Source organism: bacterium (assembly GCA_031082185.1).
Taxonomy (GTDB): domain Bacteria; phylum Sysuimicrobiota; class Sysuimicrobiia; order Sysuimicrobiales; family Humicultoraceae; genus VGFA01.
Genome location: JAVHLI010000001.1, coordinates 39,722 through 65,969, shown reverse-complemented (window position 1 = coordinate 65,969; position 26,248 = coordinate 39,722). Strand labels below are relative to the sequence as shown.

Here is a 26,248-nt window from a genome sequence, read left to right as displayed (position 1 = left end):
GGACTGTTGATCATGCCAATCCCAAAGCTTGTGATTCCCGAGCCGCTCTCCTTAAAGAGCCATCCTGAGTTCGCGGAGAAGTGGCTCGAAGACCAGATCGTGGAAAACCCCTCCCTGCTGAACCTGGGCGAGGTGGAGGTTCGAGGGCGTCAGCGAGCTCAGCCGCGGGCCGGTCGCCTGGACCTTCTCTTGGAAGACGCCGAAAGCAGAAAGCGCTACAAGGTCGAGCTCCAGCTCGGGAAAACGGATGAGAGTCACATCATCCGTGCGATTGAATACTGGGATATCGAACGCAAGCGATACCCTCAGTACGATCACTGCGCGGTACTCGTTGCCGAAGACATCACGAGCCGCTTCCTTAGCGTCATTGGTCTGTTTAACGGGTTCATCCCGATAATCGCAATCCAGCTCCAAGCGTTCCGCGTGGAGGGCGGCGTCGCTCTCGTCTTCTCAAAGGTCCTTGATGAGCTGCAGCTGGGTCTCGACGACACCGAGGAGACGGGAAAGGTCTTCCACTCGCGCAGCGATTGGGAGGTGAAGGTTCCAAAGAACATCCTGCAGCTCGTGGACCATCTTTTCGAGAATGTGAAGGCCCTCGACCCTTCTTACGAACTGAACTACAAGAAATACTTCATCGGACTGGCCCGCTCCGGCATTGCCAACAACTTCGTCCACTTCCGCCCGAAACAGAAGTTTCTGAAGCTGGGCTTCAAATGCGAACAGTCGGAGGATCTTGAGAAACAGGTCGAGACTGCTGGGATGGAGCTCATCGGGTACGACAAGAGGTGGCGGGAGTACACCATCCGGGTTACTCCCTCTGAGTTCGGCCCCAATAGAGAGCTGCTTTCTCAGATCATCAAGATCGCTTACGACTACAACACCCGTGAGTGAGGGTGATGGTCAACCCCAGCGCGCAGCGGGCGCGCCGGAAGAGCGCGTGCACTGTCCTGGGATCGTGCCGGCGCGCCGCTGACGCAGGCATTATGCCCACAGCGCGCAACCCGTGGAGTCAAGGCATGCAAGAGCAGGGGGCAGATCAGGAACACATGTCAATCGCCGGGTGCGGTCCTGCCTACCGCATCCACACCCGCCGGCTGGTGTTGCGGTGTTGGCATCCCATGGATGCGCCGCTGCTGACAGCGGCCATTGAAGCCAACCTGGAACATCTGCGCCCATGGATGCTCTGGGCCCAGCACGAGCCCACAGACCTCCAAACGAAGATCGAGCGCCTCCGCCGATGGCGTGGTGAGTTTGATTTGGGCCAGGACTTCGTCTATGGGATCTTCAATCGGGAGGACACCCAGGTGCTCGGGAGTAGTGGGCTCCATACCCGTGTGGGCCCCGGGGCACGCGAGATTGGGTATTGGATACACAAGGACTACCTCAACCAGGGACTCGCCACGGAGGCTGTCGCTGCGCTCACCAAGGTCGCCTTTGTCATCGACAAGGTAGCTCGGGTTGAAATCCACTGTGACCCCAACAACGTCCGCAGCCTCGCGGTGCCGCGCAAGCTCGGCTTCTGTCATGAGGCGACGCTGCGGCGTCGCACCCAGACGCCCGACGGGAGGCCCCGTGACACCATGATCTGGACGCTGTTGGCCGACGAGTATCCCACCAGTCCGGACGCCGCGGCCGAGATTGAGGCGTTCGACGTGATGGGACGTACGCTCTGGTGAGGGGGGCGTGTCTTGTCGCGGCCCACCGCCAGAGCCGGGCCTAACCAAGGCGTGCGGGCGACGGCTTCCAGCCGCGCCTGACGCCTGACATTATGCGCCACGTGAGGAATCCCGAATGAACCCAACCACATTGGCCTACGAGCAATTGATAGAAAGGTTCGTCGCATGGGCCCAAACCCGCCCTGACATCCATGCTGCGATTGTTCTTGGATCTAGGGCAAGAGTTGATCGCCCCGCAGACGAATGGTCCGATCTGGATATCCTCATCCTCACAACTGATCCCAAACCCTATCTGACAAGTGCTGATTGGCTGAAGAACATTGGCGATTCTTGGATCACGTTTGTCGAACCGACGGCGACCGGGGGTGGAATGGAACGTCGTGTCCTTTTCGAGGGCGGTCTCGACGTAGACTTCTCAATCATCCCCTGTGCGAAAGTTGAGCAAATGATCCAACATGGCTTCCCGCCCGAAGTTACAGAGGTATTCCGCCGCGGGAGCCGCGTGCTTCTTGATAGAGACGGCCTGGCAGCCCGATTGAATCCGCTCTCTGCGGAGCCTGCACCTTCTCGTCTGCCCACGCAATCTGAGTTCCTTGAGGCTATCAACGACTTCTGGTATCACGCTGTCTGGACCGCGAAGAAACTGCGGCGCGGGGAATTATGGACTGCCAGAGCGCGTGTTGCGACGGCTATATGAAACGCTTGTTGCTGAGGGCGATGGAATGGCACGCCCAGGCCCGAAATGGCTCGTACTACGATACCTGGTATGGCGGACGTTTCTTGGAACAATGGGCAGACCCTCGCGTTCTGGAAAGACTACGCGGTGCGTTTGCCCATCATGACGAAGATGACGTCAGGCGAGCGCTGTTAGCAACTATGGATCTGTTTCGATGGCTAACGAAGGCAACAGCGGAGTGCTTGGGCTATCCATACCCGACTGCTCCTGATGAGCGTGCAACAGAGTTGGTCAATGCGCTATTTTTCGGGAAAACTCGAACTGAAGTCCATGATGGCGCATAACGAGCGCATGCACCCAACTGCAACTCCGCTGCGCTCCGGCGCAGCGTGTGATGCGCGCCGTTGGGCACCGCATGACAATCCCAGGTGATACTGAGTGGAGTCCACACGTCGATCATCGTCGCCCCTGAAGAAGAAGGCACGTCGGGGCTTTCGAGGGTATCCCGTCGCCACCGTGGCCTTCTATGGGCCGGATGATACCTGCGCGACGAAAGTTGCCGTCGGCATCGTAGCCTCAGAAGGTGCTGAGGCCGACCCGTTGGAACGCTGGGTTGCCGAAGATCGGGACGTGCGCAGTGACCCGGCAATCGGCAGGGAGATCCTGGCGTTCATCGAGCGACACGGGACCAAGACGGTCGTGATGACCGACCGCATCATCGGGTGTCCCCACGAGGAGGGGGTGGACTATCCCGAGGGTCAACCGTGTCCCAAGTGCCCGTTCTGGGCGCATCGGGACCGCTGGACCGGAGAGATCCTGCATTGAGTCCGCGGCCCCCGAGCCGGTGCCGGCACGCTGGCTATCACGGGACTGGAGCCGCCAAGCGCCCGGATCTCCGGATGGTCGGGAGCCACCCTTCCGGCATCCCCCATGGCCCCGCGCTCCCGCAGGCTCACGTACCGTCCATCCCCCACCACCACGTGGTCCAGCACCTCGATCCCCACCACCCGCCCGACCTCCGCCAGCCGCGCCGTGATGCGGAGGTCGTCCGCGCTCGGCTCAGGATCGCCCGAGGGATGGTTGTGGACCAGGATCACCGCCGCCGCGCTGGCGCGGATCGCCGCCTTGAACACCTCGCGGGGGTGGATCACCGCGCTGTTGAGTCCGCCGACGGCCACCTCCTCGACGGCCAGCACGTCGTGCCGGGTGCTGAGCAAGACCACGCGGAAGTGTTCCCGGTCCAGATACCGCATGTCCGGTCCCACGAGCGCCGCGATGTCGGCCGGCGTCCGGACCGTGGGCCGGCGTGCGGACGGCGCGGCGTAGAGGCGGCGGCCCAACTCGCGCGCCGCGACGACCGTTGCGGCCTGCCGTAGCGACAGGCCGCCCTCGCGAATCAGTTCGGGTAGACCGGCCTGCGCGAGGTGCGCCGTGGAAGGGAACCTCGTCGCGAGCCGCGCGGAGGTTGCCGCAGAGCTCTCTCTCGCCCCGCGCGCCCGGAGCAGAAGCGCAAGGAGCTCCCGAACCGAAAGGGCCGCGCCGCCAACCTCGGCCAGCCGTCCTACCAGGGTCTCATCCTGCCAGCGCGCGACCTGCTCAACTGCACTTGCCCGACAATCCGCGGCGTTCTCTTCGCTCAGCTGCCCGCCGTCGGGCCGTGTGCCACCCGTCCCCATGCGACCATCTCCCTTCTCGATAGAGTCGCCATGGGCGCGAGCGCCGGAGGCCCGGGCGGTCAAGCGTCGCTGGCTTGACGGGCCGGGCCGGAGGAGCTACGGGACTGGAAAAGGCGCAAGGTGAGTGGTGACAGCGCTAAGCGACACACTTGCCGCCGGCCAGGAACGAACCCCGCGTGCCCGAAGCCACTGCACGCAGAGGAAGGAGAGTCTTCGACGGTCGAGCACGGAGAAGATGAACAGCGAGACGCTGCTGCTGGCCGGTATTCCGTGCGGGGGGATCCGGAAATTCGTGAGGGAGGTACATGGACGAAACGCGGGATTTTGCGGCGAGTGCTGATGCTGATCTCCCTGACCAAGGGACCGTCTGGGCAGACGAACGGGAGAGGTCTTGGACCGCCACGGAATACGAACGGAGGTTGCACCGGGGAGCCGAAGTTCCAGCGCAACTCGGGCATGGACTCGAAGTTCATGCCGTAAATGCTGGCGATGATCGCGTCCCAGGCGGTGAGTCGTCTCATCGACTCGTTCTGGATGACCGACCTGAGGGAGAGGTTGGCCTCCGGCGCCATACTCATACCACGCCTGAAGAAAAGAGCCCTAGGGGAGACTGCGGTCATGAGAGCTCGTAGCTGAGGGCCAGTGTACGAGAGGGTTGTATGTTGCATATTGAGAAACTTCTGTGATGTTAGGAGGGATCTTGGAGTTGCCCCCCACGCGGGTCAGAGTCTGCACAGACTCGCTGGTGCTGTGAGCCCCGCTTCCACTTCCGTCGAAGACGCGCACGGTCCAGCAGGGCCGGCCTCCGACCCACGCCCATGCAGTCCGAGAGGCCGGCCGGCTTGAGCCTATGTGCTCAGATGTGCTCAGACCCCAGGGGGTTGGATCCGGGGGTCTCCCTACCCTGAGAGCGCCGCAGTGACGACGATTTCGACCAGGAGCCGTGGAGAGGCGAGCTTGGCCTCGACGGTAGCGCGCGTTGGTAGGTTGGTCTTGTCGACCCACGCCTCCCAGGCTGCGTTCATCTCATCGAAGTAGCGGATATCGGACAGGTATACCGTGGTCGACAGGAGCTTCGACTTGTCCGTCCCGGCGGCAGCCAGCAAGCCGTCGATTTTCTGCAACACCTGCTCTGTCTGGCCGTGCACCCCGGCTGAGGGGTCAGAGGCCGTTTGACCGGCGGTATAGACCGTCTGGCCATGAACAACAGCTCCACTGAACCTCGGCCCAGGATCGATACGCTTGATGCTCATAGTCGCTCCTTTCGTGCGAGGAGTGCAATCACTGTGGCCAAGCCTGAAGCGAAGAACGTGACGGCGACATCGAAACCTGTCAGGAGCGCCACCAGAACGGTCGCGGGAGACATCGCGAGGACGTACTGGAATCCCAGGCTAACCACGGCCCCGATGGGCGGCCGATCTTGCGGCAGGTGATCCTGGGGTGGTTTAGGCATGAAGCCTCATCTCCCAGGGGTGTTTGGCGAGCTCCTTGGGAAGGGGAGCCCCTACTCCCTCCCTACGCCACGATGGGCCAGAGCGCGTCGGTGCTCATGACGTCGGTCACCACATCATGCCCGTCGTGCGTGACGATCAGCACGTCTTCGAGATGGAAGCCGACCTCGTGCGGCACGAAGTGGACGGGCTCAATGGCGAAGACCATGCCCGGTTCGAGCACGATGTCGGTGTGCGCGTCGATGAACGGGCCCTCATGCAGACCCAGCCCGAGTCCGTGGCCGAGGAACCGCAGCGACTGCAGGCGGTGCTCCGCGGCCCGCGTGTTGTACAGATGGTACAGGTCGCAGGTTCTGGCTCCCGCCCGGACCCGGCTCAGGACCTCCTTGTGGATGGAGACGATGGCGGCGTAGATGGCTGCCTGGCCGGCAGTTGGCTCGCCGACCACGGCCGTCCGGGCGCAGTCGGTGAAATAGCCGCCGATGGTACCGAGAAAGTCGACACGCACGATGTCGCCTGCCCGCAGGGGACGATCCGTCGGCGGCGCGTTGGGATGGCTGCTCCGCTCGCCGGCCCCCAGCACCACCATCCTGACATCGTCACCCCCCCGGCGCAGGAAGGCTTCTACCATGGTAGTGGCGAGGTTTCGTTCCGTCATGCCTGGGCGGGCGGCACGGAACGCCTCAAGAATCGCCTCGTCGGCCAGTCGGCCACCGCGGCGGATCCGTTCCAGTTCCCGGGGCGTCTTGACCCAGCGCGAGCGCTTGAAGAACTGGGCGGCGTCCTCGAAGGTGGCCCCGGGCACCAGCCGCGTGAGTTCCGCGTAGTCCTCTGCGGCGATGAAGTCCATCTCCAGGCCCAGCCGGCCGGACTGCAGGCCTCGCGCAGAGAGCAGACGGGCGAGGGCCTGCATGGCGGTCTCTGTGTGCTCGTCGTAAGGCAAGATCTCGACCCCATTGAGGTTAGCCTGAAGGAACGACTCCTCCACCGTCACTGCCACCACCGCCGGCACTCCATCGTGGGGGACGAGCACGGCCACGCGCCTCTCACGGATGAGCCGGTGTGATGGGACGCCCACGCCCAGGGCGTAGGTGGCATTATCCTGCGACATGGCGACTATCGCGTCGAGCCCGGCAGCGACAAGCCCGCCGCGAAGCCGGGTAACGACGTCCGGGTCAGGGTTCAGCCCATGCGGTTCCATCTGCGATCCCTCCATCCTACGGTCTCCACTGGCCCTCTCGGACCAACCGCTCCACCGCAGTCCGATCGGCGCCCTCAATCCCGAGGCGTGCTGCGGTGAGCCCGACGCTGAAGTAATCGATCCCTGTGGCCACCGAGGCCAGATGGATCAGCCCCTCCGTGACGGGGACCACTATGCCGGCCGCGCGCGCGAACGCGTGGAATGGCACGAGGCCGAATCCGATGTCCTCCTGAATGTAGCGTCCCTCCAGGTTGGCCGGGGCCTTGATGTACCGATTGGGGACGCTGTCGCGCATCGCCTCGAATGTCGAGCGGGCTTCCCAGGCGCGGCGCGAGGTGTAGCCTGCCTTGTAGAAGAAGTCAAGGAACGACGGCGTCTCGATCTCATACGCGCTGGCGACAGCCTGCCGCTCACGATCCAGCGCCTCAATGACGCGCGCGACCGCTGGCGTGGTGCCCTCGTAGTAGTAGTAGAACTGTCCCGCGGTGTGCTCGATCCAGCCCGCGTTCATCAGCATGCCGGGCGGGTGCAGTACGGCATTGAGGTTCATCAGGGAGGTCTCCAGCACGCTGGCCGCGAGCTGGACCTGAGGGTAGTACCTGGCAAAGCGGGCCAGGGTCTCCGCCGCGGCCGTGACGGGGAGCGCGCCCATGCGGATCGTGCGCGCCGACCCTGTAATGTTGACCCGGGTCGGCGATGCCATGCGGCAGATGTAGGTCAGAGAGTTGAGCTCCGCGATCACAACCGGCGGGGCCCCGCGGCTCTTCAGGATGTGGGCAACGTGGAGCGCGCTACCCGTGTTGCTAGCATTCAGGACGATAATCTGGGATGAGTCGAGGCACGAGGCCATGGCCTCCGCGTAGTACGCCTGGGCATGCGCGGGCACCGTAAGCATCACCACATCGGCGCCGCGCACCGCCTCGGCGACATCCGTCGTGATCCGGTCCACGGGCACGGTGGCGTCGCCTAGCGCGCCGGTCATCTCCACACCGCCCACCCGCAGGAAGGGCTCGAGCCGCTCGCGACTGCGATTGCACAGCGCCACCCGGAAGCCGCGCACACCGAGGTCGGCCGCCGCCGCGATGCCGCCGTTGCCCGCGCCCAGCACCGCGATGTCGATCTTGCCGTTCGCGTTCATGTCCACTCCACCTGGTACTTCCTGAGATTGTTCCAGTCGATCGTGATCCCCAGCCCCGGGCCGTCCGGGACCCTCAGGGCACCCTCACGGTAGGCGAACGGCGCTGTGATGATGTCATCGGTGTAGATCCGGCCGGCCACCTGCGTCTGCTCCTGCCCTTGCAGCGTGGTGACCGGGATGATCGCGGGTACCGTGACCGCTGGCGAGGCCGCTGCGAGGTGCAGGTTGGCGGCGTTGGCGATGCCAAATTCCGCCGAGCCGCCGACGTCCGCCTCAAACCCGGCCGCTTCCAGCACCGTGGCCACCTGGCGCGCCCGATAGAGGCCGCCCGGCTTCGTCACGTAGAGCGACACGTACCGCGCGGCACCAGCTTCGCGCAGATGGAGGATGTCGCGCGGCGTCCAGGCGCTCTCGTCGGCCATCACCGGCGTGCTGATCGCGCGTGCAATTTCGCCGAGCTCGTCGATTCCCTCGGCGGGCTGCTCGACAAGGGTGAGGCCCGACGGCTCCATCGCGCGAAGAGTCCGGATCGCCGTCGGAACCGTGTACGCCTGGTTCGCGTCGAGGCGGATCTCCACGCTGTCGCCCACCGCCTGTCGGACGGCCTCGACCGCGCGGATGTCCCTCGCAGGATCCGGGCCGCCCTTTACCTTGATGTGCCGGATGCCCTCGCGGACCACCTCTGCGGCTTCCTCAGCAGCGGCTTCGACCTCCATCAACCCCAGGCTGTGCCCCACCGGGATCCACTCGCGGTAGCGCCCTCCTAGAAGCTCGTAAACCGGTACGCCGAGCGCGCGCCCCTTCAGGTCGTGCAGCGCGATGTCCAGCGCGGCTTTCGCGTAGGGATGGCCCTTGATGATCTTGTCCATAAGCGCATGCACGCGGGAAATGGCGAATGGATCTTCTTCCCGGAGGGCGGGCAGTAGCAGATCGATCAGCACGTGCCGCACCGTGTTCGGGGTCTCGCCGTAGTAGCGCATGTACGCACCGCCCCAATCGGGGAGGCACTGGGTCTCGCCCCAGCCCTCCAGCCCTTCGTCGGTGCGCACCCGGATCACCACGTACCGGCCGATCGATCCCCGGAGTCCCGCCCACTTGTGGACCCGGCGGGTCGGGAGGCAGACCACCATGACATCCACGTCGACGACTCTCATCGCGCGCTTCCTTTCATCTCATCTCGTCGGGTTCTGCCGGCGCGGGCCCCGGCACGGCTGACGCAGTCCGGCGGCGCACCTCCTGCCGGCGCTCTAGGTAGATGGGGTAGGCTGCGGTGAGTATGGCCAGGACCAGCAGCGCCACGCTGATCGGCCGCTGCACGAACACCAGCCAGTTCCCGCCGCTGAGCACCAGCGTGCGCCGTAGGTTTTCCTCAAACATCGGACCAAGGATCAGCCCGAAAACGATGGGCACCATCGGGAACCCGGCCTTCTGCCCAAGATAGCCCAGGACGCCGAAGACCAGCATCACGCCGACTTCGAACAGCGAGTTGTTGACCGCGTACGAGCCCACCACACACAGGACAGCAATGGTCACTAGCAGCACGGGCTTGGGGACCGAGACCACTCTGGCGAACGTGCGAGCGCCGAGCAGGCCGAGGGCAGTCGTGAGCACGATGGCGATGACCAGCGCGACGTAGACAGCGGCAACGAAGCCAGGGTGATCCCGGAACAGCAACGGGCCGGGGCGCAGGCCCTGGATCAGCAGCGCGCCCATCAGCACGGCGGTCATGGTGTCGCCGGGGATGCCCAAGCTCATCATGGGCACGAGGCTGCCGCCGACACCCGCGTTGTTGCTTGACTCGGGGGCAACAATCCCCTCAGGAATGCCTGTGCCGAAGAGCTCGGGGTGGCGCGAGAGGCGCTTCTCCTGCAAGTAGGTGAACACGACGCCGATCGCCGAGCCGGCCGCCGGAATGATCCCCACGCAGATGCCGACGACGGCACCGCGGATCGCCCCGGGCACCGTGCGCTTCATCTCCGACCAGGGCGGGATGACCCGCCGGATGGTCCCGATGACCTCCCATTTCGTGGCGCCGGCTTCCAGGTTGTTCAGGACCTCCGTCATGCCGAAGATCCCGATGGCCACGGGGATGAGCGTAATCCCCGCAGCCAGGCTCGGGTGGTCGAAGTCCAGTCGCAGCACGTTCGTGATGGGATCGAAGCCGATCGTCGCGATCAGGAGCCCGAACGCTCCGACGAGGATGCCTTTGGCCGTCGATCCGGTCATGGCGGCCGACAGGCTGGCCAGGCCGAGCAGGGCCAGCCCGGTGAACTCCGGGCTTTGGAATTTCAGGGCCACCCCGGCTAGCAGCGGGGCGACGGTCATCAGCACCACGAACCCCAGCAGGCCGCCGAACCCCGAAGCCAGCGTCGCATAACCGAGGGCTTCCCCGGCCCGGCCCTTCTTAGCCATGGGATGCCCGTCGAGCTGCGTCACGATGGCGCCGGGCGTGCCGGGGATGTTCACCAGGATCGCCGAAACCGACCCTCCGTAGACACTCCCGTTGAACACCCCCATCAGGAACATCATCGCGTTGACTTCGTCCATGGCGAAGGTCAGTGGCAGCAGCACGGCGATGGCCATGGTCGAGCTGATGCCAGGCAAGGCTCCAAAGACGATGCCGATGACGACGCCGGCCAGCCCCATCCCCAGGGCGGCCGGCGAGGTCAACACGTGCTGGAAGGTGGTCAGGACGTGTTGGAGCATCCCGCGCCTCCTACGGCAGAGGGACCCTGACGAGGCTCTTGAACACGAAGTGGACCGCGCCCGTGACGACCGCGGCGATCACCAGCGATGCGGCCACGTCCCGCAGGAGCGGCCGTTGCTGCGCCTGGCGCGCCAGGATGAAGACCCACACCGTGCATAGGGCGAAGGTCGCCGGCCGAAAGCCGACCGCGACCAGCAGGCGCAGGTAGAGGGCCATCGAAGCGACAAACGCCGCCACCAGAAGCAGCCGGAGAGCGTTCTCGGGCCATCGAACAGACGGCGTCAGGACCCGGGCGGATCTCGCTAGCCGCCAGGCGCCCGCCGCCACGAGCACAATGCCCCCGGCTCCCACCACGAGCAGAAGCACCTCGGGGACCAGATAGGGACCGGGATCGGTGTCGAAGTCGAACTGCAGTTGGGCCTGCCCGGCGCGGACAGACGCCCGGCCAGCCCAGGCCACAACCACCAGAAAGAGCCCGGCAACGAGGTCCCCCAACACCTTGACGGCCTGTCCGGTTGGAGGCGCGCCCGGAGGATCACCGTGCTGCATGCATAGACCCCCGCTGCTACCTCGGCGTCCTCACCAGACCCAGTTCCAGGAGGATCGAGTAGATCAGCGCGTCCTCAGCCTTCAGGTATGCCTCGGTCAACCTCAGGCTCTTTGGGCTCACGATAAAGCCCGCCCGCCGCGCCCTGTCGATGAACCGCTCGTCCCGCAGCGTGGTCAGGAGCTTCTCCTCCAGCACGGTCAGCCTGTCGGAGGGGATCCCCTTCGGCGCCGCCAAGGTCCGCCACGTCCCGTAGACCACGTCGAAGCCCTGTTCCTTGAACGTTGGAACGTCGGGGGCGAGGAAGTGGCGCTCGTCGCCCATCACGCCGAGTATCCGCGCCTTACCCGCCTTGTGCACCTCGATCACATCGGGAACTGGAATGGTCGTGGACTGCGTCTCGCCCCCGAGCATGGCGACCACACTGGGCGCAAATCCCGCATATGGAACCTTGATCAGATGAATGCCGAGTCGCCGCTCAATCATCAGGACCGTGAGATGCGATCCTCCGCCCGGCGGATCGTTGGCGTTCCTGATGGTGTTTGGGGCCGCCTTGGCCGCGGTGACGAAATCCCGCAGGGTCCTCCAGGGGGTCTCTCCGCGAACCGTGAGGGCGCCGGGATCGAGACCGAAGAACGCCAGAGGCTGGATTTCATCGATCAGCGTGGGATTGGGGATCATGTACTGCTGCGCGATGAACCCTGAGCCGAACATACCGATGGTGTAGCCGTCTGGTGTGGCGTTGGCGATCTCGCGGTGTCCGATCGCCCCGGCGGCGCCTGGCCTGTTGACCACCACCACCGGCACACCAAAGTGGACCCGCGCGCGCTCTGCCAGGAGGCGCATGGCGATGTCGCTGCCGCCTCCCGCTGGCCATGGGACGATCAGGGTGATCTCGCGGGACGGAAACCGCTCCACTGGGCCTGCCCACCCGGTACCGGCGAGCCCGACCAACACCACGGCCAGCAACATGACACGCAACCTGTACGGCCATCGCCTGCTCATCGCCACCCCTCCTTGGACCTCTTCTCCTCCGGCCTTTGCCCCTTTGCCCGCCTGTCATGAACTAGGCTGACGACGCCTGCGACGTCACTTGATGATCCGCGGCCGGACCTCTCGCGCGAACCGCGCAAGCGTATCCCGGCCGGCCGCGTCGTCTGACCACACCTGCACCGTGAAGTCGGTGGTGCCGCCCCGAACAAGCTCTGCGCAGCGCTCCGCAACCTGGTCGGGATTCCCCACGATGACAACGCGATCGACCTCTTCGGCGCCCACGAAGCGGGTGGCCGCCTCCGGGCCCTCCTTCGCGAACGCCCCGTGCAGGCGCTCTATCACGTCGGGCCTGATGCCCATCCACGCTGCGACCTCGGGCGTCGTCATCCCGAGCAGGTAGGCCACCCACGCCCGCATGGCCTCGATGCCCGTGGCCCGGTCATCGGTGATGAGCACGCTCTGCCATGCGACGAACTCCATTCCTCCAAGCGTTCTGCCGGCGACCCCCGCGCCGGCCCGCACGCGTTCTAGCCCGCAGGCCTGCGACTCTGCCGTCACCAGGGATTCAAGCATGACGCCGTCTGCGACCTCACCGGCGACGGCCAGCATCCGGGGATTGCGCGTGCCGATGAAGATCGGCACGTCGACCGCGCCTTCCCGCTCGAGCCGGATGCCTCGCAGCGTCCACGCGCCCTCGTGGTGGACCGTTTCGCCCTGGATCAGCTGGCGGATGATCACCGCAGCTTCCCGAACGCGACTTGCGGCGTGCCGCCCGTCGATGGCTAGGCGCTCCAGAACATGCTTGCGGTTTCCCGCGCCCAGGCCGAGCAGGAATCGACCGCCGCACACCTCGGCCACGGCGGCCGCAGCCCTGGCGATCTGCACCGGATGTCGCGTGTACGGATTGGTGACCGCCATCCCGAGTTCAAGCCCTGGTGCGGCGGCGGCCACGGCCGCCAGCACGACGAAAGGATCCGAATGATACGTCTGGTCGGGCACCCAGAGTCGGTCGTAGCCGAGGTCGCGTCCATACCGCGCGAAGTCCACGAACCGCGCGATGGGTCCTGCCGGAACGCGCGTGAACGAGAACCTTGGACGCCCCGCGGTGCTCACAGTCTCCTCGCCACCCCGTCTGCCCGTCCGGCCGCTCGCTGCTTGCGCCGCGACTGCCGTTCGACCGAACGGACTTCCTCCCCGACGCGCCGGACATGGGCCCCCATCGCACAGCGCGCCTGCTCGGCGTCGCGCCGCTTCACTGCGTCGAGGATCGTCCGGTGCTCGGCCAGCGAGCGCTGCATACGCCCTGGGATGGCCAGCGTCGCCTCGCGGCTTCCGGAGAGGACCGATCCCAAGGACTCGATCATGTTGCAGAGCAGGTCGTTCCGACCGGCGCGCGCCAGCGTTCTGTGGAAGCTCGTGTCCAGACCTACATAGGCCGCGAGGAGCGCTTCGCTGACGTTCCCCGGGGCGTACCGGCTCAGCAGTCGCTCGGATTCAACCAGGCAGGCCTGCAGGCGGCGGAGGTCGTCTTTCCGGGCATTGTGCGCCGCCAGCTCCGCAGCCTTACCCTCGACGGCCTCCTGCACTTCGAGGTGGTCCAGCAGGGGGGGGGCGTGTTGCAGCACCCACTGCATCCATCGCGTGAACCACACCCCGTTGAGCGGGTTGCCGTCCGTGACGTAGATACCGGAGCCGTGCCGGATCGAGACGAGCCCGATCGCTTCCAAGGTGCGGAGCGCTTCACGGGTCGTCGGCTGGCTGACGGCGAACAGCTCTGTCAGGCTGCGTTCCGAAGGGAGGCGAGAGCCGGGTTTGAAGTCGCCCCTCCGGATCATCTCGGTGAGCTGCCAGGCCACCTCGTCAGAGCGCCTGAATGAACGAACTGGGGCGAAGGAAACCCCAGGAGAGCCCTGGAACTGATCAGGTGACCTGACCACCATGCGTAAATCCTAGCGCCTTGGAGGAGGGCTTGTCAATGATGAGGCAGGATGATCATCAGGCACCCTGCGGAGGGCACAAGGCGGGGCCGCCCAGCACGCGTCGTGATCCGGGTGCTGCAATGGAACTCGACGGGCGGGTGATCCTCGTGACCGGCGCCCGCCGGGGCATCGGGTACGCGATCGCCGCGCGCGCCGGGGCTGCGGGCGCGACAGTCATCCTCCATGCCCGAGAACGGGCGCAGGCTGAAGCTGCCGTGGTGAGCCTGCCCGGGCGCGCGACCGTGATTCCTGTGGGAGGTGATCTCGCCAGCGTGAGCGAGATCAGGCGGATGTTGGAAGCCGCAGGCGCGGCCGCCGGGCACCTCGACGGGCTGGTGAACAACGCCGGAGTAGCGGTGGTCGGTCCGTCCGCACAATTGGCTGAGAGCGACTGGGACCGTCAGTTCGATGTTAACGTCAAGGCCGCGTTCTTCTCGTCACAGGCCGCGCTCCCTCTGCTACTGAGGGGCACGGAACCGTCTGTGGTGAACGTTTCCTCTCTCCACGCCGAGACCGCCATTCCCGGGCGGGCGGCCTACGCCGCCTCCAAGGCCGCACTCAGCCATCTGACTCGCGCCCTGGCGGTGGAGTGGGCGCCGCTGGGCATTCGCGTCAACGCCGTCGCTCCTGGATATGTCAGGACCGAGCAGATCTCCGGACTGCTGGCGCGCAACGGAGCTCGGCTTGAGGCACGCACGCCGCTTGGCCGCCTCGCCGAGCCGGAAGACATCGCTGAGGCCGTGTGCTTTCTGCTCTGTCCGGCCGCGCGGCAAGTGACGGGGGTGGTGCTCCGGGTCGACGGGGGATGGGTGCCGTACGGCGGCTGGGATACCGAAGGAGACCGGGCGCCGGTGAGTCCACCTTGACCTAGCGCCCCCCAACTTGATGGACCGGAACTTGTGCAGCGGACACGCGGTGCTACCTGCGCGGCGGTTATGCCGGGGCAGATACCGGCTGATCCCGCGGCGGCGAGCGCGATGGCTCGGATCATCCGACCCATTGAGCACGAATCGCTTCATCGCGCCGAGGTGGGGCTCGATGAGATTCAGCCATCTGGCATACGTCGGCGTAGAAACCACGGTGATCCGGTGGGTCTGGTGGAAGGCACGCAGATCGGGACGCCGATGGGTGTTCAGATTGTCCATGATCACGTACAAGCGCCGTCGAGTCGTGTAGCAGGCACGGAGCCGCCGGAAGGTGGCCAACACATCGCGCGCCGTCTTCCGGCGCCGACAGGTGCCCAGCAGACAATCGTCGTGGACATCGTAGAACCCCAGGAACTGCTCGGTCCCCTGGGTGCGGCGGTAGGTGGCTCATAGGCGCCGCGGATGACCCACCCGTGTCCACGCGATCCCCGGCATGGGCCGCAGTTCCAACGGCCCGTGCTCGTCGAAGCAGATCACCGCTCGGCCTCGCGGCCGCCGCTCGTGGAGGCGGGGGATGCGCCTTTCTTCCTCGAACGGCGTCACCCCCTCGCGGCGCAGCACCCGTCGCACCAATTCGTCCGTGACCGGGGGTAAGAGCCCCCGCTAGCGGCAGTACGCGGCCAGCTTGGCGGTGGACCACTCGACAAAGAGGAGGCCCAAATCGGCGGGGCGGCTCAAGACGACCTTGACCAGCTCCCGAACCTGTCGGCTGGTGAGAATCGGCTCCCGCCCTCGAGGTTGATGGGGCACTCCAATGTCTCGGAGCGCGAGGTGTTGAACCGATGGGTCCGCAAGTAGGCGGTCTCCGCGTGACAGCCCACCCGGTCGACGATCTCGGGGACGGTGCGGCCCCGGGCGGCTTCGGCCACAATCCGGTACTGCTGGTACAGTCAGACGGGCAGGGCCGGGGTGCGGAGCTTGGCCTGCAACAGGCGCCGTTCGCCGGGACGCAAGCGGCGAAGCGTGAGAGGACGCATGGGGGCCTCCGCTGCTGCAACCCATGTATGGATTGGCTTGTTGCTCCCATCGTACCACGCTCGGTCAATCAACTTGGTGGAGCACTAGTCCAGCGCCGCCTCCTGGATGTGGACAGTGATGACGAGAGGCCAATCAGATTGCGCGTCACTCAGTGCGCCGCTGATACCATCGCGGCCAACGGCTCAGCCACCGTCGTATCGTGAAACCCCTCCTCCCGCGCACTCAGCCACACCGCAATCATCCAGTCCTCCACCGCCTCCGGCGCCCGGTCGAAGTCTCCGGCCACGGCCGCCAGTCGGCCGGGGGAGGCGCGGGCCTGAGCGATCGCCTCGGCAGGGACCACCCAGGCCCGCACCACGCGGTAGCCGTCGCCCTCAGAAGGGCACACCGGCCCCGACCTCCTCGGGCAGCGCCTCGGCGGCGGCGGACAGCTCCTCGTCGCTACACACCTCGGCAGGCTTGCGGTCGAGAAAGCGCACGCGGTCGGCGACCACCTCGGCGGCCTTGCGCCGCTTACCCTGCGCGGTCTCGTAGCGGCGGATCTGCAACCGGCCCTCGACGCCCACCAGCCACCCCCGCCGCAGGTGCTCGGCCACCCGCTCGGCCAGCGCCCGCCAGACCACGATGTCGATGAAGTCTGCCTCGCGCTCCCCCTGGCCATTGGCAAAGCCCCGGTCCACGGCCAGGGTGAAGCGGGCCAGCGCCTGCCCCGAGGGCACGGTGCGCAGCTCGGGGTCACGTACGAGTCTCCCGATGAGAATGACACGGTTCACCATCTGTCTGCCTCCCTTCTCTCTATCGTGCGATCCGCGCTGCGGCGCCGGGCCGCCGTCCCCGCGGGCTGTCTCCGTTGGCGGACAGCACCTCGCCGGTGCGACGGTTGATGGCTGCCCGGGGTGTCCCTGGTCCGACAGGAAGGACCTGAGAGCGCACCACCAGGGCGATCTGCACCAGGAACGACGCGGCCAGCGCGACGCTCGCCGCCACCGCCAGCACCTTCGCCGGAACCGGATAGTCGAGCGCGGCTAGGCCGTGAAACAACACGACGTTCCAGGCGAGGAACGCATACCACCCCAGCACCAACGGCCTACCTCTGTGCACCATCGCCATCACCTCCCATGTAGATGTGCCGACTCTCCCTGCGCGCCGGCCGGCCGAGGCAAGGGCGTCTTCTTCCCTTGCCGCAGGATGGGCGGCGCGCTACGCCTGTCCCCGAACTCCTCTGCCAGGCGCGTCGCAGCCTGGGGAATCGACAGCCCTTCCTTGCGGCTGACCAGATCCACCGCATCGCCCCACTGGAGGCACCCGAAGCAGAAGAAGCGGCCATCGGGGTAGCAGACGAACGAGGGCTTCGCGTCCTCGTGGAAGGGGCAGCGTCCGATGGAGCGTGTCCCGACGCGTCGCAGCCGCGTGTAGCGGCCGGCCACCTCCGCCAGGTAGGGCCGGAAGCGCGCGAGGGGCTGCGGGCCGCGAGAGCGGCGCCGGCTGGAAGAGTGGGGAAGGGATACCCCCGCCCACAACGTCTCGACCGTGCGACGGGAGAGCCGGACGTGGCGGGCCGCGTCATCGACCACGCACGAGAACGCCTGGAGGTCGAAGGTGCCATCGCGGAGACGCCGCGCCGCCATCTCCAGCAGGTCACAGGCCACCCGGAGGTACGTCCCGTCCAGATAGCGGGCGGGTGGACCGATGACCTCAAGCGCTCCAATCGGCTCGGACAGGGCGAGCTCGGCGATCTCTCGCAGCATCCACTCTCCTTTCTCGCTCGACGAGCTCATCGTGATCCTCCTCGGACAGCGCAGCAGCCCCTGGGACTCAGGCTGCTGCAGTCACGAGCTCCTCACCCCTCGAATGTGAGACCATAGACGCGAACTCCACACCGCCGGGGCGCAGGACGGGCAAGTGATCTGGGCTTGCCCGGACGAGTCCCGGCGGTAGGTCCTTGGCATCTTGGGCCCATTAGGCCCGTCGCCACCGTTCCTCGGGCCCCACCCGGGACACGTGGGACCACCGCAGTGACGGTGGTGGGAGTCTAGGCCCTGGGCCCAAACGCGCAACACCGCGTCCCGTCTGGGAAAACGGACTGTCCCGCCCCTTCGCATCCCGCGCGCGGTGGTCCAGCAAGTGTCCCGCACTGGTCCACGTTCCTCGGAGGAAGATGAAGGGCTGCGGCCCCCGCCATGGCGGCGTCTCGCTCGGCTCCGGCATCGGAACAGGTTAGGCATTGATGTCGTTCCGCTGACTGCGCCACTGCTGGAACGCCTTGTGCTCGGCGATGATGCGGTGTAGGGCCTGCTCGACGATGTACGTGCGGTCCGTCGCGCCACCCAGGAACGTCGCCAGTTCATCCACCTGCTGGAGCAGCGTCTCGTCCAGCGTGACGCTCAGCTTCCGTCGCTGCACCGTTGTCTTCGGAGGAATGGGTTTCATGCTCGCTCCCCTCCACAGTCGTGTCACTTGCGCGGTGTCCCGTCGCGGTCTGCCAGGCGCCCCACGTGAGGGCCAGCCAGCGCCGCCGTCGGTTCCCAATCCTGAGCCGCAGAGTCACCCCATCGGGGTCGTGACGGAGCCAGCCTCTGGCCCGCCACGCCTCCCACAGCACCTTCGAGTCACCGCCTCGTGTGAACCGTGCGAGCAGCCGGGCGGCGAGGCAGAGGGACACGGCGACCAGTTCCTCATGCCGATACACGCCGTACACGGGCGATGACGTGGTGCGGGCGGGATGTCCGTCGAAATGCCGGCCGTGCTCCTGGATCCATCGACACAGCGCCTCAAGCGCCAGGAGCGGAAGATCTCTGATTCCTCCACGTGGAGCAGGTTGAGTCGTTGCAGGAGCCGTCGACATCGCCGGTTCGCGGCGCCGGGCCGATCCGAATCGACGCCGCAACGCGGCCTGCAGGTCTACCGGCAGACACCGGCAGGTCGCCTCCGGGAGCACCACCTGGAGGCCTGCCGATCGTACCAGGCCGGCGTCCAGCCAGCGCAGCAGCAGCGCCGGGCCGTCTGCGCCCGCCGCCGCTATGGCCTCGCGCGGGAGTACGAGCTTGGTGAGCCGGCCCCGGTAGTCAAAGGCGCGCGCCTGGATGGCCCAGGCCGGCGAGGTTTGGACATCCGCCAGCGCCCGCAGCAGCTCCACCAGCGGCGCGCCCGCTGGGCCAGGCCCAGCGGGCGCAGAGAGCTCCCCGCGCGCAGGGCCTGGATCTGCGGCTCGGGACTCTGAAGATTGCTCAAGATCGCGCTCAGGAGCCGGCGGGGGCTCAAGTGCTGCAAGCCACGGGAACCGCGCCTGCGTCCACCGGCGGTGCGCTTCCTGGACCCGTCGGAGATCCAGTGGAAGCGCCATCAAGGAGCGCAGGCGGGCAAAGGGATCGGCCCGCAGCCAGCCCGGCCGGTCGAACCAGCGGGGCAGCCAGACCCGCGCCGGCCGCAGCCCGGTGGTGATCAGGATGGCTCCGTCGTCCGGCGCATCCGCGAACTCTTCCGGCGACAGCAGCGGCCGCAGCACCGGCCGCTGGTAGGTGGTGCGCTGGTGGGGCAGCACGCCGCGCCGGGTGGTGCCGCGGGTGAGCTGCTCGGTTGTCGCGTTGCCCAGCGCCTCGCTGAAGTAGCGGGCGTCGTCGAACTTGAGCCAGGCCGGGAACAGGAGCACCGTCTGCAGGTTGTTCAGAAACGCGCGGAAGCCGGTAACCCCATAGACCTCCTCACCCTGGGCGCGCCCCTGCAGCACGAGGTGATAGGCCACGCGCCGGCTGCGGAATGTTGCCAGCGTCTCCCCGATGCCCGGGATCGGCCCCATGGAAGGGAACTCGTCGAGGTAGACGCTGGTGTGCACCGGGAGCCGGCCGCCGTAGCGTTCCGAGGATCGCATCAGGGCGTCGTTGAGGATCCGGACCAGGACCTGCAGGAGCAGCTTGCCCCGGCCTCCAGCCAGCCGCGTCTGGGAGAGGGCGATGAAGAGCAGCGTGGGGGCGACCCCGAGCTGCTGCGGATTCACCTGCTCGCGCGGGTCGTCGGCGGGCGTCGTCGCCCGGTCCAGCAGCGGGTCGGCGAACAGCTCCAGGCGGCCGGCCAGCCCGGCCATGATCCCGGGTAGGCGCTCGTCCTCTAGTCCGAAGAGACCCACGACCTGCGCGCGGACCTCCGCATCGGGGTGCGTCAGGAAGTACTGCTGCAGGTCCTGGCCGCTGCCGGCGGCCAGCCGGTAGATGCGCCCGAGCGTCGCCGGGCCGCGGTAGGGATCGCCCGCCGGCCGCAGTCCGTCCCGGGCCACGCCCAGGATCAGGGCCGCGAGCAGCTTGCGCTCCAGGTTGAGGAAGAACGGGTTCTCATACCGGCGCTCGGTGTGGCCGATCACGAGATCCCGCAGGTCCATCGCGTCGGTCAGCGTGTTGACGCCCTCCAGCAGCGGGAAGCGCAGCGTGACTTCAGGGTGCCAGGGCGCGAAGAGCTGCACGTCGCGGCCGCAGGCGAGGAACGCCGGCAGCACGTCCACCAACCCCTCGCGCGGATCCGGGAACTTCACGTCGATCACCACTGCCGAGTGCCCGTCGCGGGCATCGGCCAGAAGGTTGGGCTTCATGTAGCGGGAGGTCTTGCCGGCGCCGGTCCCGCCGATGAGCAGGACGTGCGAGCAGCGCCGCCGCTCGGGCAGGCGCAGGACCCGGGTGCGCATCAGGCCCGGGATGCAGCCCACGTAGCCGGCAGGCCGCTCGTCGGGGCTGCAACGGAGCTGGCGCGCGACCTCCCGGGGCAGCGACCAGCGCGCCGCGCCGGGCTCGCGGTGGGGACCCCGGGCGGTGCGGTCGGCGGCCACGCGCAGTGTGCCAGCAGCAATGAGTAGGCCCCCCGGGACGAGCAGCCGCCACGGATGGGCCAGGTCGCGCCATGCTGCCACAAACGCCGCCTGGCAGGCCGGCTCGCCCTGGCAGGCCAGCAGCCACCAGCCCCACCCCGGCCGGAATCCCTGAACCGCTGCGGCCCAGCCCGCGTCCTGGAGCAGACCCGCCACGCGCGGGAGCAGGCGCACTGCCTCAAGTCCCCACCACCCACCGAGCCCCAGTGCGACACCCAGCATCGCCCACTTGAGCAGGCTGAGTTGGACCGGATGGGCGCTCATGCGGGGTCTGCGTTCCGCTTCCTGCCGGAGTTACCGCACGTCCGGAATCCCGTAGCCCTCCGGCACGCTCACCACGCGCGCATAGCAGCCGGGGAAGGGAAACCGCCACTCCCAGCGGATGAGCAGGAATGTCGCGAACCCGTAGCGCTCGTAGGTGCGCAGGGACGTCACGTAGGGCCAGGCCGCCTTCACGGCCTCGTAGCCCGGCGTCCCCGGGGTGATCGCCTGGGCCAGCGCCCGGGCCACCATGGGCTGCGTGGGTCCGAGCTCCCGGACGAGCCCGCCCAGGCGGCCCAGCACGTGCACCCGCACGAACGCCGCCGGCTCCGTCTCTGGAGCGTAGTACGAGGACAGCATCGCCCACGGGGGCGGCAGATCCAGGGGACTGGTAAGCAGGATCAGGATGGCGCCGTCCCCGGGCAGGCAGGTGTTCCAGAAGTAGAGCCGGTAGGGGACCACCTGCACGTCTATGGGCCGCCCCGGCCAGTAGCGCGTGACCTCCACAACCCCACCCGCGGCATCCACCGCGCTGAGGAGCGCGTTGGTCGACCCGGGCGGATACAGCGCCGCCGCGGCGGCCTGTCCCATCACGAGGACGACCAGGATAGCGAGCAGCCCCGGCCTCAGCGCCATCGCGGCCCTCCCGGCGGCGGCCCGCCGACCGGCACCACGTACAGCGGCGCCTCCGGGGACCGGCCCAGGTCGGCGCCCCGGAACCCCGCACCGGCGATCGCGCCCTCCACCTGCCGGCCAATCGCCCTTGCGGCCACGACGTTGATCGGCAGCGCCGCAAACGCCGCCATCGCTCCTGCCCCGGCCGCCTCGATGAACTGCGCCGAAAACGTCTCCACCCGCAGCAGGCACAGCACCCCGAACAGCAGCGCCCCCAGCGCCCCCACCGGCAGGATGACCAGCTGCCAGAGCGCCTGGAAGGTCTCGTTGAGTTGCTCGCGCCAGCGGCCGGGGTCGGCCAGGTTGAACGAGAAGGAGATGTTCTCAGACGGCACGATGATGCCCAGGTACAGCGCGGCCGACAGCACGAGGTTGGCCAGGAACACGATCAGGCAGGCGTGCAGCACGGCCCGCAGCCACCGCCACGCGAACGCCTCGGTTCGAGGGTGCACCACGCCCGCGAACGACAGCGGCGCCAGCAGGCTGGCCAGCATCAGGATGATCTTGGCGGTGAACGTGATTACGTAGAAGACCGCATACAGCAGCGCCAGCAGCAGGCCGACCAGCAGCATGCCAGTGCGGATCATCTGGCCGAGCACGTCCGCTCCCTTGCTGATGGCCGAGAGGATCCACACGTCCTCCACCGCCCCCGCGGCCGCCTGCCCCAGCAGGACTGTCAGGTTGATCCCGCCGATGGTCGCCAGGATCCGCAGGATCGCCCGCTCGAACGCCTCGGCGCTCGTGATGTTGCCCAGCACCTGGAAGCCGGCCTGGGAGAACGAGGCAAAGGTCTGAGCGGCGGTCTCGCTGATCGCCTCCACCGAGAGGAGGAGCGTCCCGGCGATCAGCAGGCGGATGAATGCCTCCGCAATCTCCCGGCCGTCCCCGCGCGTCATCGCCCGCGCGATCCCGAGCAGGAACAGGACCGCCAGCAGCCCCCACCCCAGCCGGTCGATCGAGGCGGCGATGCCGGTCGCGTCCACAAAGCCCTGGATATGCTCCAGCAGGGCGTTGAAGTCGACGTTGAGCACAGAGACCTCCTGGTGCTACCGCCGCCAGCGCACCAGGCGCAGGGCGTGCTCGGGCCCCTCGGGCCGGCGCAGCAGAGTCGCAAACGGCGCCGCGCCCTGGCTGTAGGTATGGCCGACGATCTCGCTGGTGAAACTGATCGCCACCAGGTCCCCGGCCAGGCGCTCCTCGCGGTCCTTCTCCGCCCGGATGATCTGGTGGTTCAGCGCCCAGCTCAGCGCGTGCAGCTCGCGGGCCGAGAGGGCCTCCTGCTGGCTCAATCCCTGCAGGCGGTTGGCCAGGCCCTGGGTGTAGGCGGCGTGCTGCTGCATCTGCGCGGCCATCGCGGCGATCAGCATCTGGATGCCGGCGCGGGTGCTGGGGATGTTGGTGGCCGCGTTGGCCAGCGCCTGGGCCGCCGCGACCGCATCGAGCGCGGCCAGCGGCAGCGTCGCATCCGTCACCAGCTCCCGGGCCAGGTCCCCGGACATCTCGGCCATCGCCCGGGTCTCGGTCGTGGTCGCGGCGGCCATCACCTCGGAGGCCACGAGCTGGCGCGCCTTCTCCCGAATCGCCGGGTTCTGCTCCGCGTACCGGCGGTAGATCCATCCCGGCGAGCCCGGCGCCGGGGCAGGAAGCGCCTGCAGCTTGGCGAGCAGCGCCCGCAGCGTCCCCTGGAAGCGGAGCGGCAGGCGCGCGAGCTGCTGCCGGATCGCCTCCGCCAGGTCCCCGATCTGGTAGAGCGGCGCCAGCGGCTCCAGGACGGTGGCCTGCCAGGCGTCGATCTGCTCGATCAGGAGCATGCGCCACCGCTCCAGCTCGTCGAGGAACCCCTGGAGCCGGCGCAGCCACTCCAGCAGCCGGGTCAGCTCGCCCGCCTGGGCGGCCATCGGCGCGGCGAGGGCTTGGGTCGGGACGACGACAACCAAGAGCAGAGCGATCACCACCCGCAATACAGCCGGCATCGTCCTCACCTCGTCGGATCTCTGCGGTCGTAGATGGTGCGGCCCCCGGCGTCTGAGCCCCTGGGATGCTCGGCGGCCAGGAACTGCACGGCGGCCCAGAGGTCGCCGCAGGCGCGCACCTGCTCCTCGCGGAGCTGGACCTCGGTCGCGTCCGTCGTGGCGATCCAGTAGTCCACCGATGTCGGCCGCACCACCAGCACCCCGCCCTCGCGGCCTCCGGCGAAGTCCACCAGCGCGAGGGCCTCGCTGTACCGGCCCTTCTCCTGGGAGAGGGTAGCCAGCAGGTCCCGCTGCCGGTCGCCGAGCCCCAGCAGGCGCGCGGCCTCCTGTGGGTCCTTGACCCGCAGCAGGTAGCGGTACTGGGTGTTGGCCAGGATCCCCGCCGCATACGGGCTGCCCGCGAAATCCTGCGGCGACTGCGAGATCGAGAGCACCGCCGCCCCGAACTTGCGGAACCGCCGGTACAGCTCCTCGATGAACGGCCCGGCGGCCCGATCGGCCAGCAGCGTCCACACCTCGTCGAAGACCACCAGCTTGCGCCGGTTCGGGTGGGCCTGGACGCGCCGCCACACCAGGTCCGTGATCAGCAGCACCACCACCGGCAGCAGGTCCGGGTGCGCCTGGAGCCCCTCGGTGTCGAAGTAGGTCAGGTCGCGGTCGAGCCGCACGGTCGTAGGTCGGTCCAGCAGGCGGCCGAAGGCGCTGCCCCCGGTCCACCCCTGCAGCCGGGTGGCGAGATCATCGGCCAACACGCGGTCTGCGGGAGCGGCCTGGTGCTCGCCCATCTGCTCCAGGGTCCGCAGTGTGCCTACCAGATGGCGCAGCAGCACCACGTCGCCATCGCAACGCCGGTAGGTCTGCCAGATCGCCGACTCCACGATGGCCCGCGACTGCTTGCTCAACGACTCGTTGCGCTCGGCGGCCATCTGTGCCACGAGCGCCGTCAGGAACGCCACCTTGTCGGCATCCGGCTCGGCCTCGCCCGGTGGGAGGTCGAAGGGGTTGAGGGCGAGATCACCGGCCGGATCAAAGCGGATGTGCTGGCCGCCCAGCAGCGCAGCCAGCGTGCGGTAGCCCCCGCCACGGTCGACGATGACAACCTCGGGGTCGCAGGCCAGCAGCTGCAGGACGAGCTGGTTCGTGAAGTGCGTCTTGCCCGAGCCGGACTCGCCGACCACGACGCCGTTCCAGGCCGGGGCCCGCGGGTCGTACGGGTCCAGGGATGTCAGGCCGTCCCAGCGGTTCCCAAACAGCGCCACCGGCCGCGCCGACCCCCGCCAGGGGCCGGCGGCCGGCCAGAAGTCCGCGGCGTTCTCGGTCAGGCACTTGAACAGGCGCAGGTTCGGCCGGCCCGAGAACGGCGCCAGGTGCACGAACTGCTGCATCAGGCCCCCGGCCTCAACGGTCGCATCCGCCCCGGGGATCTGATGGAAGGCGTCCAGCGCGTGCCGCGCGGCTGTGCAGGCCGCCTCCTCGGTCGGTTCCGCCAGCACCACGGCGACGCCTACCCGGAAGACGCGGGCCGCGCTGCTATGCAGCCGCTGGATCACCCCCTCCAGCTCCTCGGACACCACGCGGGATCGGGGGTCTTCGCGGTCGCTGAGAATGTTGGACCAGCGCGCGGCATACGCCCGCTTGGCCTTGGCCTCCAGCGCCTTGACCGCCTCGCCGCGCGGATCGTTGATGATGTCCAGCACCAGATGGAACCGGTGCGGCAGCACCAGCAGCGGCAGAAGCAGGTTCGGCGCCGTCACCTCGTCGGGCAGCGATTCCATCGCCACGACCTTCACGTAGCGCTCGTCCAGGTAAAGGAAGTCGTACCGGCGTACCGCGTCCGAGCGGGCCGCCCGCGTGCGGACCGAGGGCCGGGCGAGGTGCGGGGCCTCCCGCAGGACCTCGGGCGGCATCTCGAGCGCCCCTCTGAGGTCAGGGACCTGCGGGGGCGGCAGATAGCCCTTGCGTGCGGGGTTGAAGTAGCCCCAGACGATCTCCAGCAGCTCGGCATCCTCCAACGGGCGAGCGGACAGTCCCGCCCGCGCGCAGTTGGCCAGCAGCACCTCCCTGCGAGTGGCCATCTCGCGCAGGTGCGCCAGGTAGGTCTCGCGCCGGACCGGCTGCCATCGCCGGTGGCCGGCGCCATTGGGCCGGTAGGTGAGGCCAAGAAACAGCCGGTATGTGATCAGGCGGCCGGCCTGGTGCTGACTGAAGAGCGCCTGGGTCCGGGCCTGGTGCAGCGCCCGCACGACCGGATGGGGCGAGGTGCACTGCCCTCCGTAGGCGCGCAGCAGATCGGCATTGTCTGCGTGCGCCTCCAGCACCACGCGCAGCCGCTCTCCTTCAGGGACCGAGTGGTTCAGCAGCAGTTGCAGCTGGCCCGCCAGGGCCGCCAGGCGGGTGGTGTCCCAGGTCTCGGTGGCCGGGAGGTCGGCTGCAACCCCGAACTCGTAGGTCCCGTCGGCCAGGATCACGACCCCGTCCTGGATGCCCCAGTACGGCAGGGCGCGGGTGAGCGATCCCTCATCAACCGCCAGCTTCATGC

26 protein-coding genes and 2 pseudogenes are annotated in these 26,248 nt (G+C 67.6%); 5 read left to right on the top strand and 23 right to left on the bottom strand.

The window, feature by feature from the left end; all coding sequences use genetic code 11:
* The first annotated feature begins 12 nt into the window (after positions 1-12).
* From RDU83_00360 to RDU83_00345, 4 genes are all read left to right on the top strand, one after another.
* The gene (locus RDU83_00360; protein MDQ7839461.1) at positions 13-891 is read left to right on the top strand and encodes a hypothetical protein; all 879 of its coding nucleotides are present in this window, start codon (positions 13-15) and stop codon (positions 889-891) included.
* Between the two features lie 125 nt (positions 892-1,016).
* Entirely contained in the window at positions 1,017-1,676 is a 660-nt protein-coding gene (locus RDU83_00355; GenBank protein ID MDQ7839460.1) for a GNAT family protein, read from the top strand.
* 115 nt (positions 1,677-1,791) lie between these two features.
* Positions 1,792-2,373: an aminoglycoside 6-adenylyltransferase gene (locus RDU83_00350; GenBank protein MDQ7839459.1), complete on the top strand. Its 582-nt coding sequence runs from the start codon at positions 1,792-1,794 to the stop codon at positions 2,371-2,373.
* Positions 2,374-2,790: 417 nt separating this feature from the next.
* Positions 2,791-3,177, top strand: a complete 387-nt coding sequence (locus RDU83_00345; GenBank protein ID MDQ7839458.1) for a hypothetical protein — start codon at positions 2,791-2,793, stop codon at positions 3,175-3,177.
* Between the two features lie 104 nt (positions 3,178-3,281).
* On the opposite strand, the pseudogene radC reads toward RDU83_00345, so the two are convergent.
* The 12 genes and pseudogenes from radC to RDU83_00285 all read right to left on the bottom strand — a co-directional run bounded on the left by radC (position 3,282) and on the right by RDU83_00285 (position 13,921).
* Positions 3,282-3,920, bottom strand: a pseudogene (gene radC, locus RDU83_00340) (DNA repair protein RadC).
* A 533-nt stretch (positions 3,921-4,453) separates the two neighbouring features.
* A pseudogene (locus tag RDU83_00335) lies at positions 4,454-4,618 on the bottom strand (CorA family divalent cation transporter).
* Between the two features lie 309 nt (positions 4,619-4,927).
* Entirely contained in the window at positions 4,928-5,281 is a 354-nt protein-coding gene (locus tag RDU83_00330) for a RidA family protein (protein ID MDQ7839457.1), read from the bottom strand.
* Positions 5,278-5,481, bottom strand: coding sequence for a hypothetical protein (locus tag RDU83_00325; GenBank protein MDQ7839456.1), 204 nt, complete (start codon positions 5,479-5,481; stop codon positions 5,278-5,280). Before RDU83_00325 ends, RDU83_00330 begins: the two co-directional genes overlap by 4 nt.
* Positions 5,482-5,543: 62 nt before the next feature.
* A complete protein-coding gene (locus RDU83_00320; GenBank protein MDQ7839455.1) occupies positions 5,544-6,680 on the bottom strand; it encodes a Xaa-Pro peptidase family protein in 1,137 nt (378 codons plus the stop codon).
* Positions 6,681-6,696: 16 nt separating this feature from the next.
* Entirely contained in the window at positions 6,697-7,818 is a 1,122-nt protein-coding gene (locus tag RDU83_00315; protein MDQ7839454.1) for an NAD/NADP octopine/nopaline dehydrogenase family protein, read from the bottom strand.
* Positions 7,815-8,972: an enolase C-terminal domain-like protein gene (locus tag RDU83_00310; protein ID MDQ7839453.1), complete on the bottom strand. Its 1,158-nt coding sequence runs from the start codon at positions 8,970-8,972 to the stop codon at positions 7,815-7,817. Before RDU83_00310 ends, RDU83_00315 begins: the two co-directional genes overlap by 4 nt.
* Before the next feature lie 13 nt (positions 8,973-8,985).
* Complete coding sequence (locus tag RDU83_00305; GenBank protein MDQ7839452.1) at positions 8,986-10,524, bottom strand: tripartite tricarboxylate transporter permease; 1,539 nt, start codon at positions 10,522-10,524, stop codon at positions 8,986-8,988.
* A gap of 10 nt (positions 10,525-10,534) precedes the next feature.
* Positions 10,535-11,074 (bottom strand): tripartite tricarboxylate transporter TctB family protein, encoded by a 540-nt coding sequence (locus RDU83_00300; GenBank protein ID MDQ7839451.1) that lies wholly within the window; start codon positions 11,072-11,074, stop codon positions 10,535-10,537.
* Positions 11,075-11,090: 16 nt separating this feature from the next.
* Positions 11,091-12,077, bottom strand: coding sequence for a tripartite tricarboxylate transporter substrate binding protein (locus RDU83_00295; GenBank protein ID MDQ7839450.1), 987 nt, complete (start codon positions 12,075-12,077; stop codon positions 11,091-11,093).
* An 84-nt stretch (positions 12,078-12,161) separates the two neighbouring features.
* Positions 12,162-13,178 (bottom strand): LLM class flavin-dependent oxidoreductase, encoded by a 1,017-nt coding sequence (locus RDU83_00290; protein ID MDQ7839449.1) that lies wholly within the window; start codon positions 13,176-13,178, stop codon positions 12,162-12,164.
* A complete protein-coding gene (locus tag RDU83_00285; GenBank protein ID MDQ7839448.1) occupies positions 13,175-13,921 on the bottom strand; it encodes a FadR/GntR family transcriptional regulator in 747 nt (248 codons plus the stop codon). Before RDU83_00285 ends, RDU83_00290 begins: the two co-directional genes overlap by 4 nt.
* Positions 13,922-14,040: 119 nt before the next feature.
* Between RDU83_00285 and RDU83_00280 the strand changes: the two genes are divergently transcribed.
* Positions 14,041-14,910, top strand: coding sequence for a glucose 1-dehydrogenase (locus RDU83_00280; GenBank protein ID MDQ7839447.1), 870 nt, complete (start codon positions 14,041-14,043; stop codon positions 14,908-14,910).
* 447 nt (positions 14,911-15,357) lie between these two features.
* Here RDU83_00280 and RDU83_00275 read toward each other — a convergent pair whose 3' ends face one another.
* The 11 genes from RDU83_00275 to RDU83_00225 form a co-directional block, all read right to left on the bottom strand.
* A complete protein-coding gene (locus RDU83_00275; GenBank protein MDQ7839446.1) occupies positions 15,358-15,540 on the bottom strand; it encodes a hypothetical protein in 183 nt (60 codons plus the stop codon).
* 556 nt (positions 15,541-16,096) lie between these two features.
* Complete coding sequence (locus tag RDU83_00270) at positions 16,097-16,336, bottom strand: hypothetical protein (protein MDQ7839445.1); 240 nt, start codon at positions 16,334-16,336, stop codon at positions 16,097-16,099.
* Positions 16,323-16,724, bottom strand: coding sequence for a single-stranded DNA-binding protein (gene ssb / locus RDU83_00265; GenBank protein ID MDQ7839444.1), 402 nt, complete (start codon positions 16,722-16,724; stop codon positions 16,323-16,325). The genes RDU83_00270 and ssb overlap by 14 nt, the downstream gene beginning before the upstream one ends.
* Before the next feature lie 19 nt (positions 16,725-16,743).
* Complete coding sequence (locus tag RDU83_00260; GenBank protein MDQ7839443.1) at positions 16,744-17,052, bottom strand: hypothetical protein; 309 nt, start codon at positions 17,050-17,052, stop codon at positions 16,744-16,746.
* 5 nt (positions 17,053-17,057) lie between these two features.
* Entirely contained in the window at positions 17,058-17,726 is a 669-nt protein-coding gene (locus RDU83_00255; GenBank protein MDQ7839442.1) for a CHC2 zinc finger domain-containing protein, read from the bottom strand.
* A 439-nt stretch (positions 17,727-18,165) separates the two neighbouring features.
* Entirely contained in the window at positions 18,166-18,351 is a 186-nt protein-coding gene (locus RDU83_00250) for a hypothetical protein (GenBank protein ID MDQ7839441.1), read from the bottom strand.
* The gene (locus tag RDU83_00245; protein ID MDQ7839440.1) at positions 18,293-21,064 is read right to left on the bottom strand and encodes a type IV secretory system conjugative DNA transfer family protein; all 2,772 of its coding nucleotides are present in this window, start codon (positions 21,062-21,064) and stop codon (positions 18,293-18,295) included. Before RDU83_00245 ends, RDU83_00250 begins: the two co-directional genes overlap by 59 nt.
* 30 nt (positions 21,065-21,094) lie before the next feature.
* Complete coding sequence (locus RDU83_00240) at positions 21,095-21,697, bottom strand: hypothetical protein (protein ID MDQ7839439.1); 603 nt, start codon at positions 21,695-21,697, stop codon at positions 21,095-21,097.
* On the bottom strand, positions 21,688-22,767 hold the full coding sequence (locus RDU83_00235; protein MDQ7839438.1) for a type IV secretion system protein: 1,080 nt from the start codon (positions 22,765-22,767) through the stop codon (positions 21,688-21,690). The genes RDU83_00240 and RDU83_00235 overlap by 10 nt, the downstream gene beginning before the upstream one ends.
* Before the next feature lie 15 nt (positions 22,768-22,782).
* Positions 22,783-23,709, bottom strand: a complete 927-nt coding sequence (locus tag RDU83_00230) for a hypothetical protein (protein MDQ7839437.1) — start codon at positions 23,707-23,709, stop codon at positions 22,783-22,785.
* 5 nt (positions 23,710-23,714) lie between these two features.
* Complete coding sequence (locus RDU83_00225; GenBank protein ID MDQ7839436.1) at positions 23,715-26,246, bottom strand: ATP-binding protein; 2,532 nt, start codon at positions 26,244-26,246, stop codon at positions 23,715-23,717.
* Positions 26,247-26,248 lie beyond the last annotated feature (2 nt).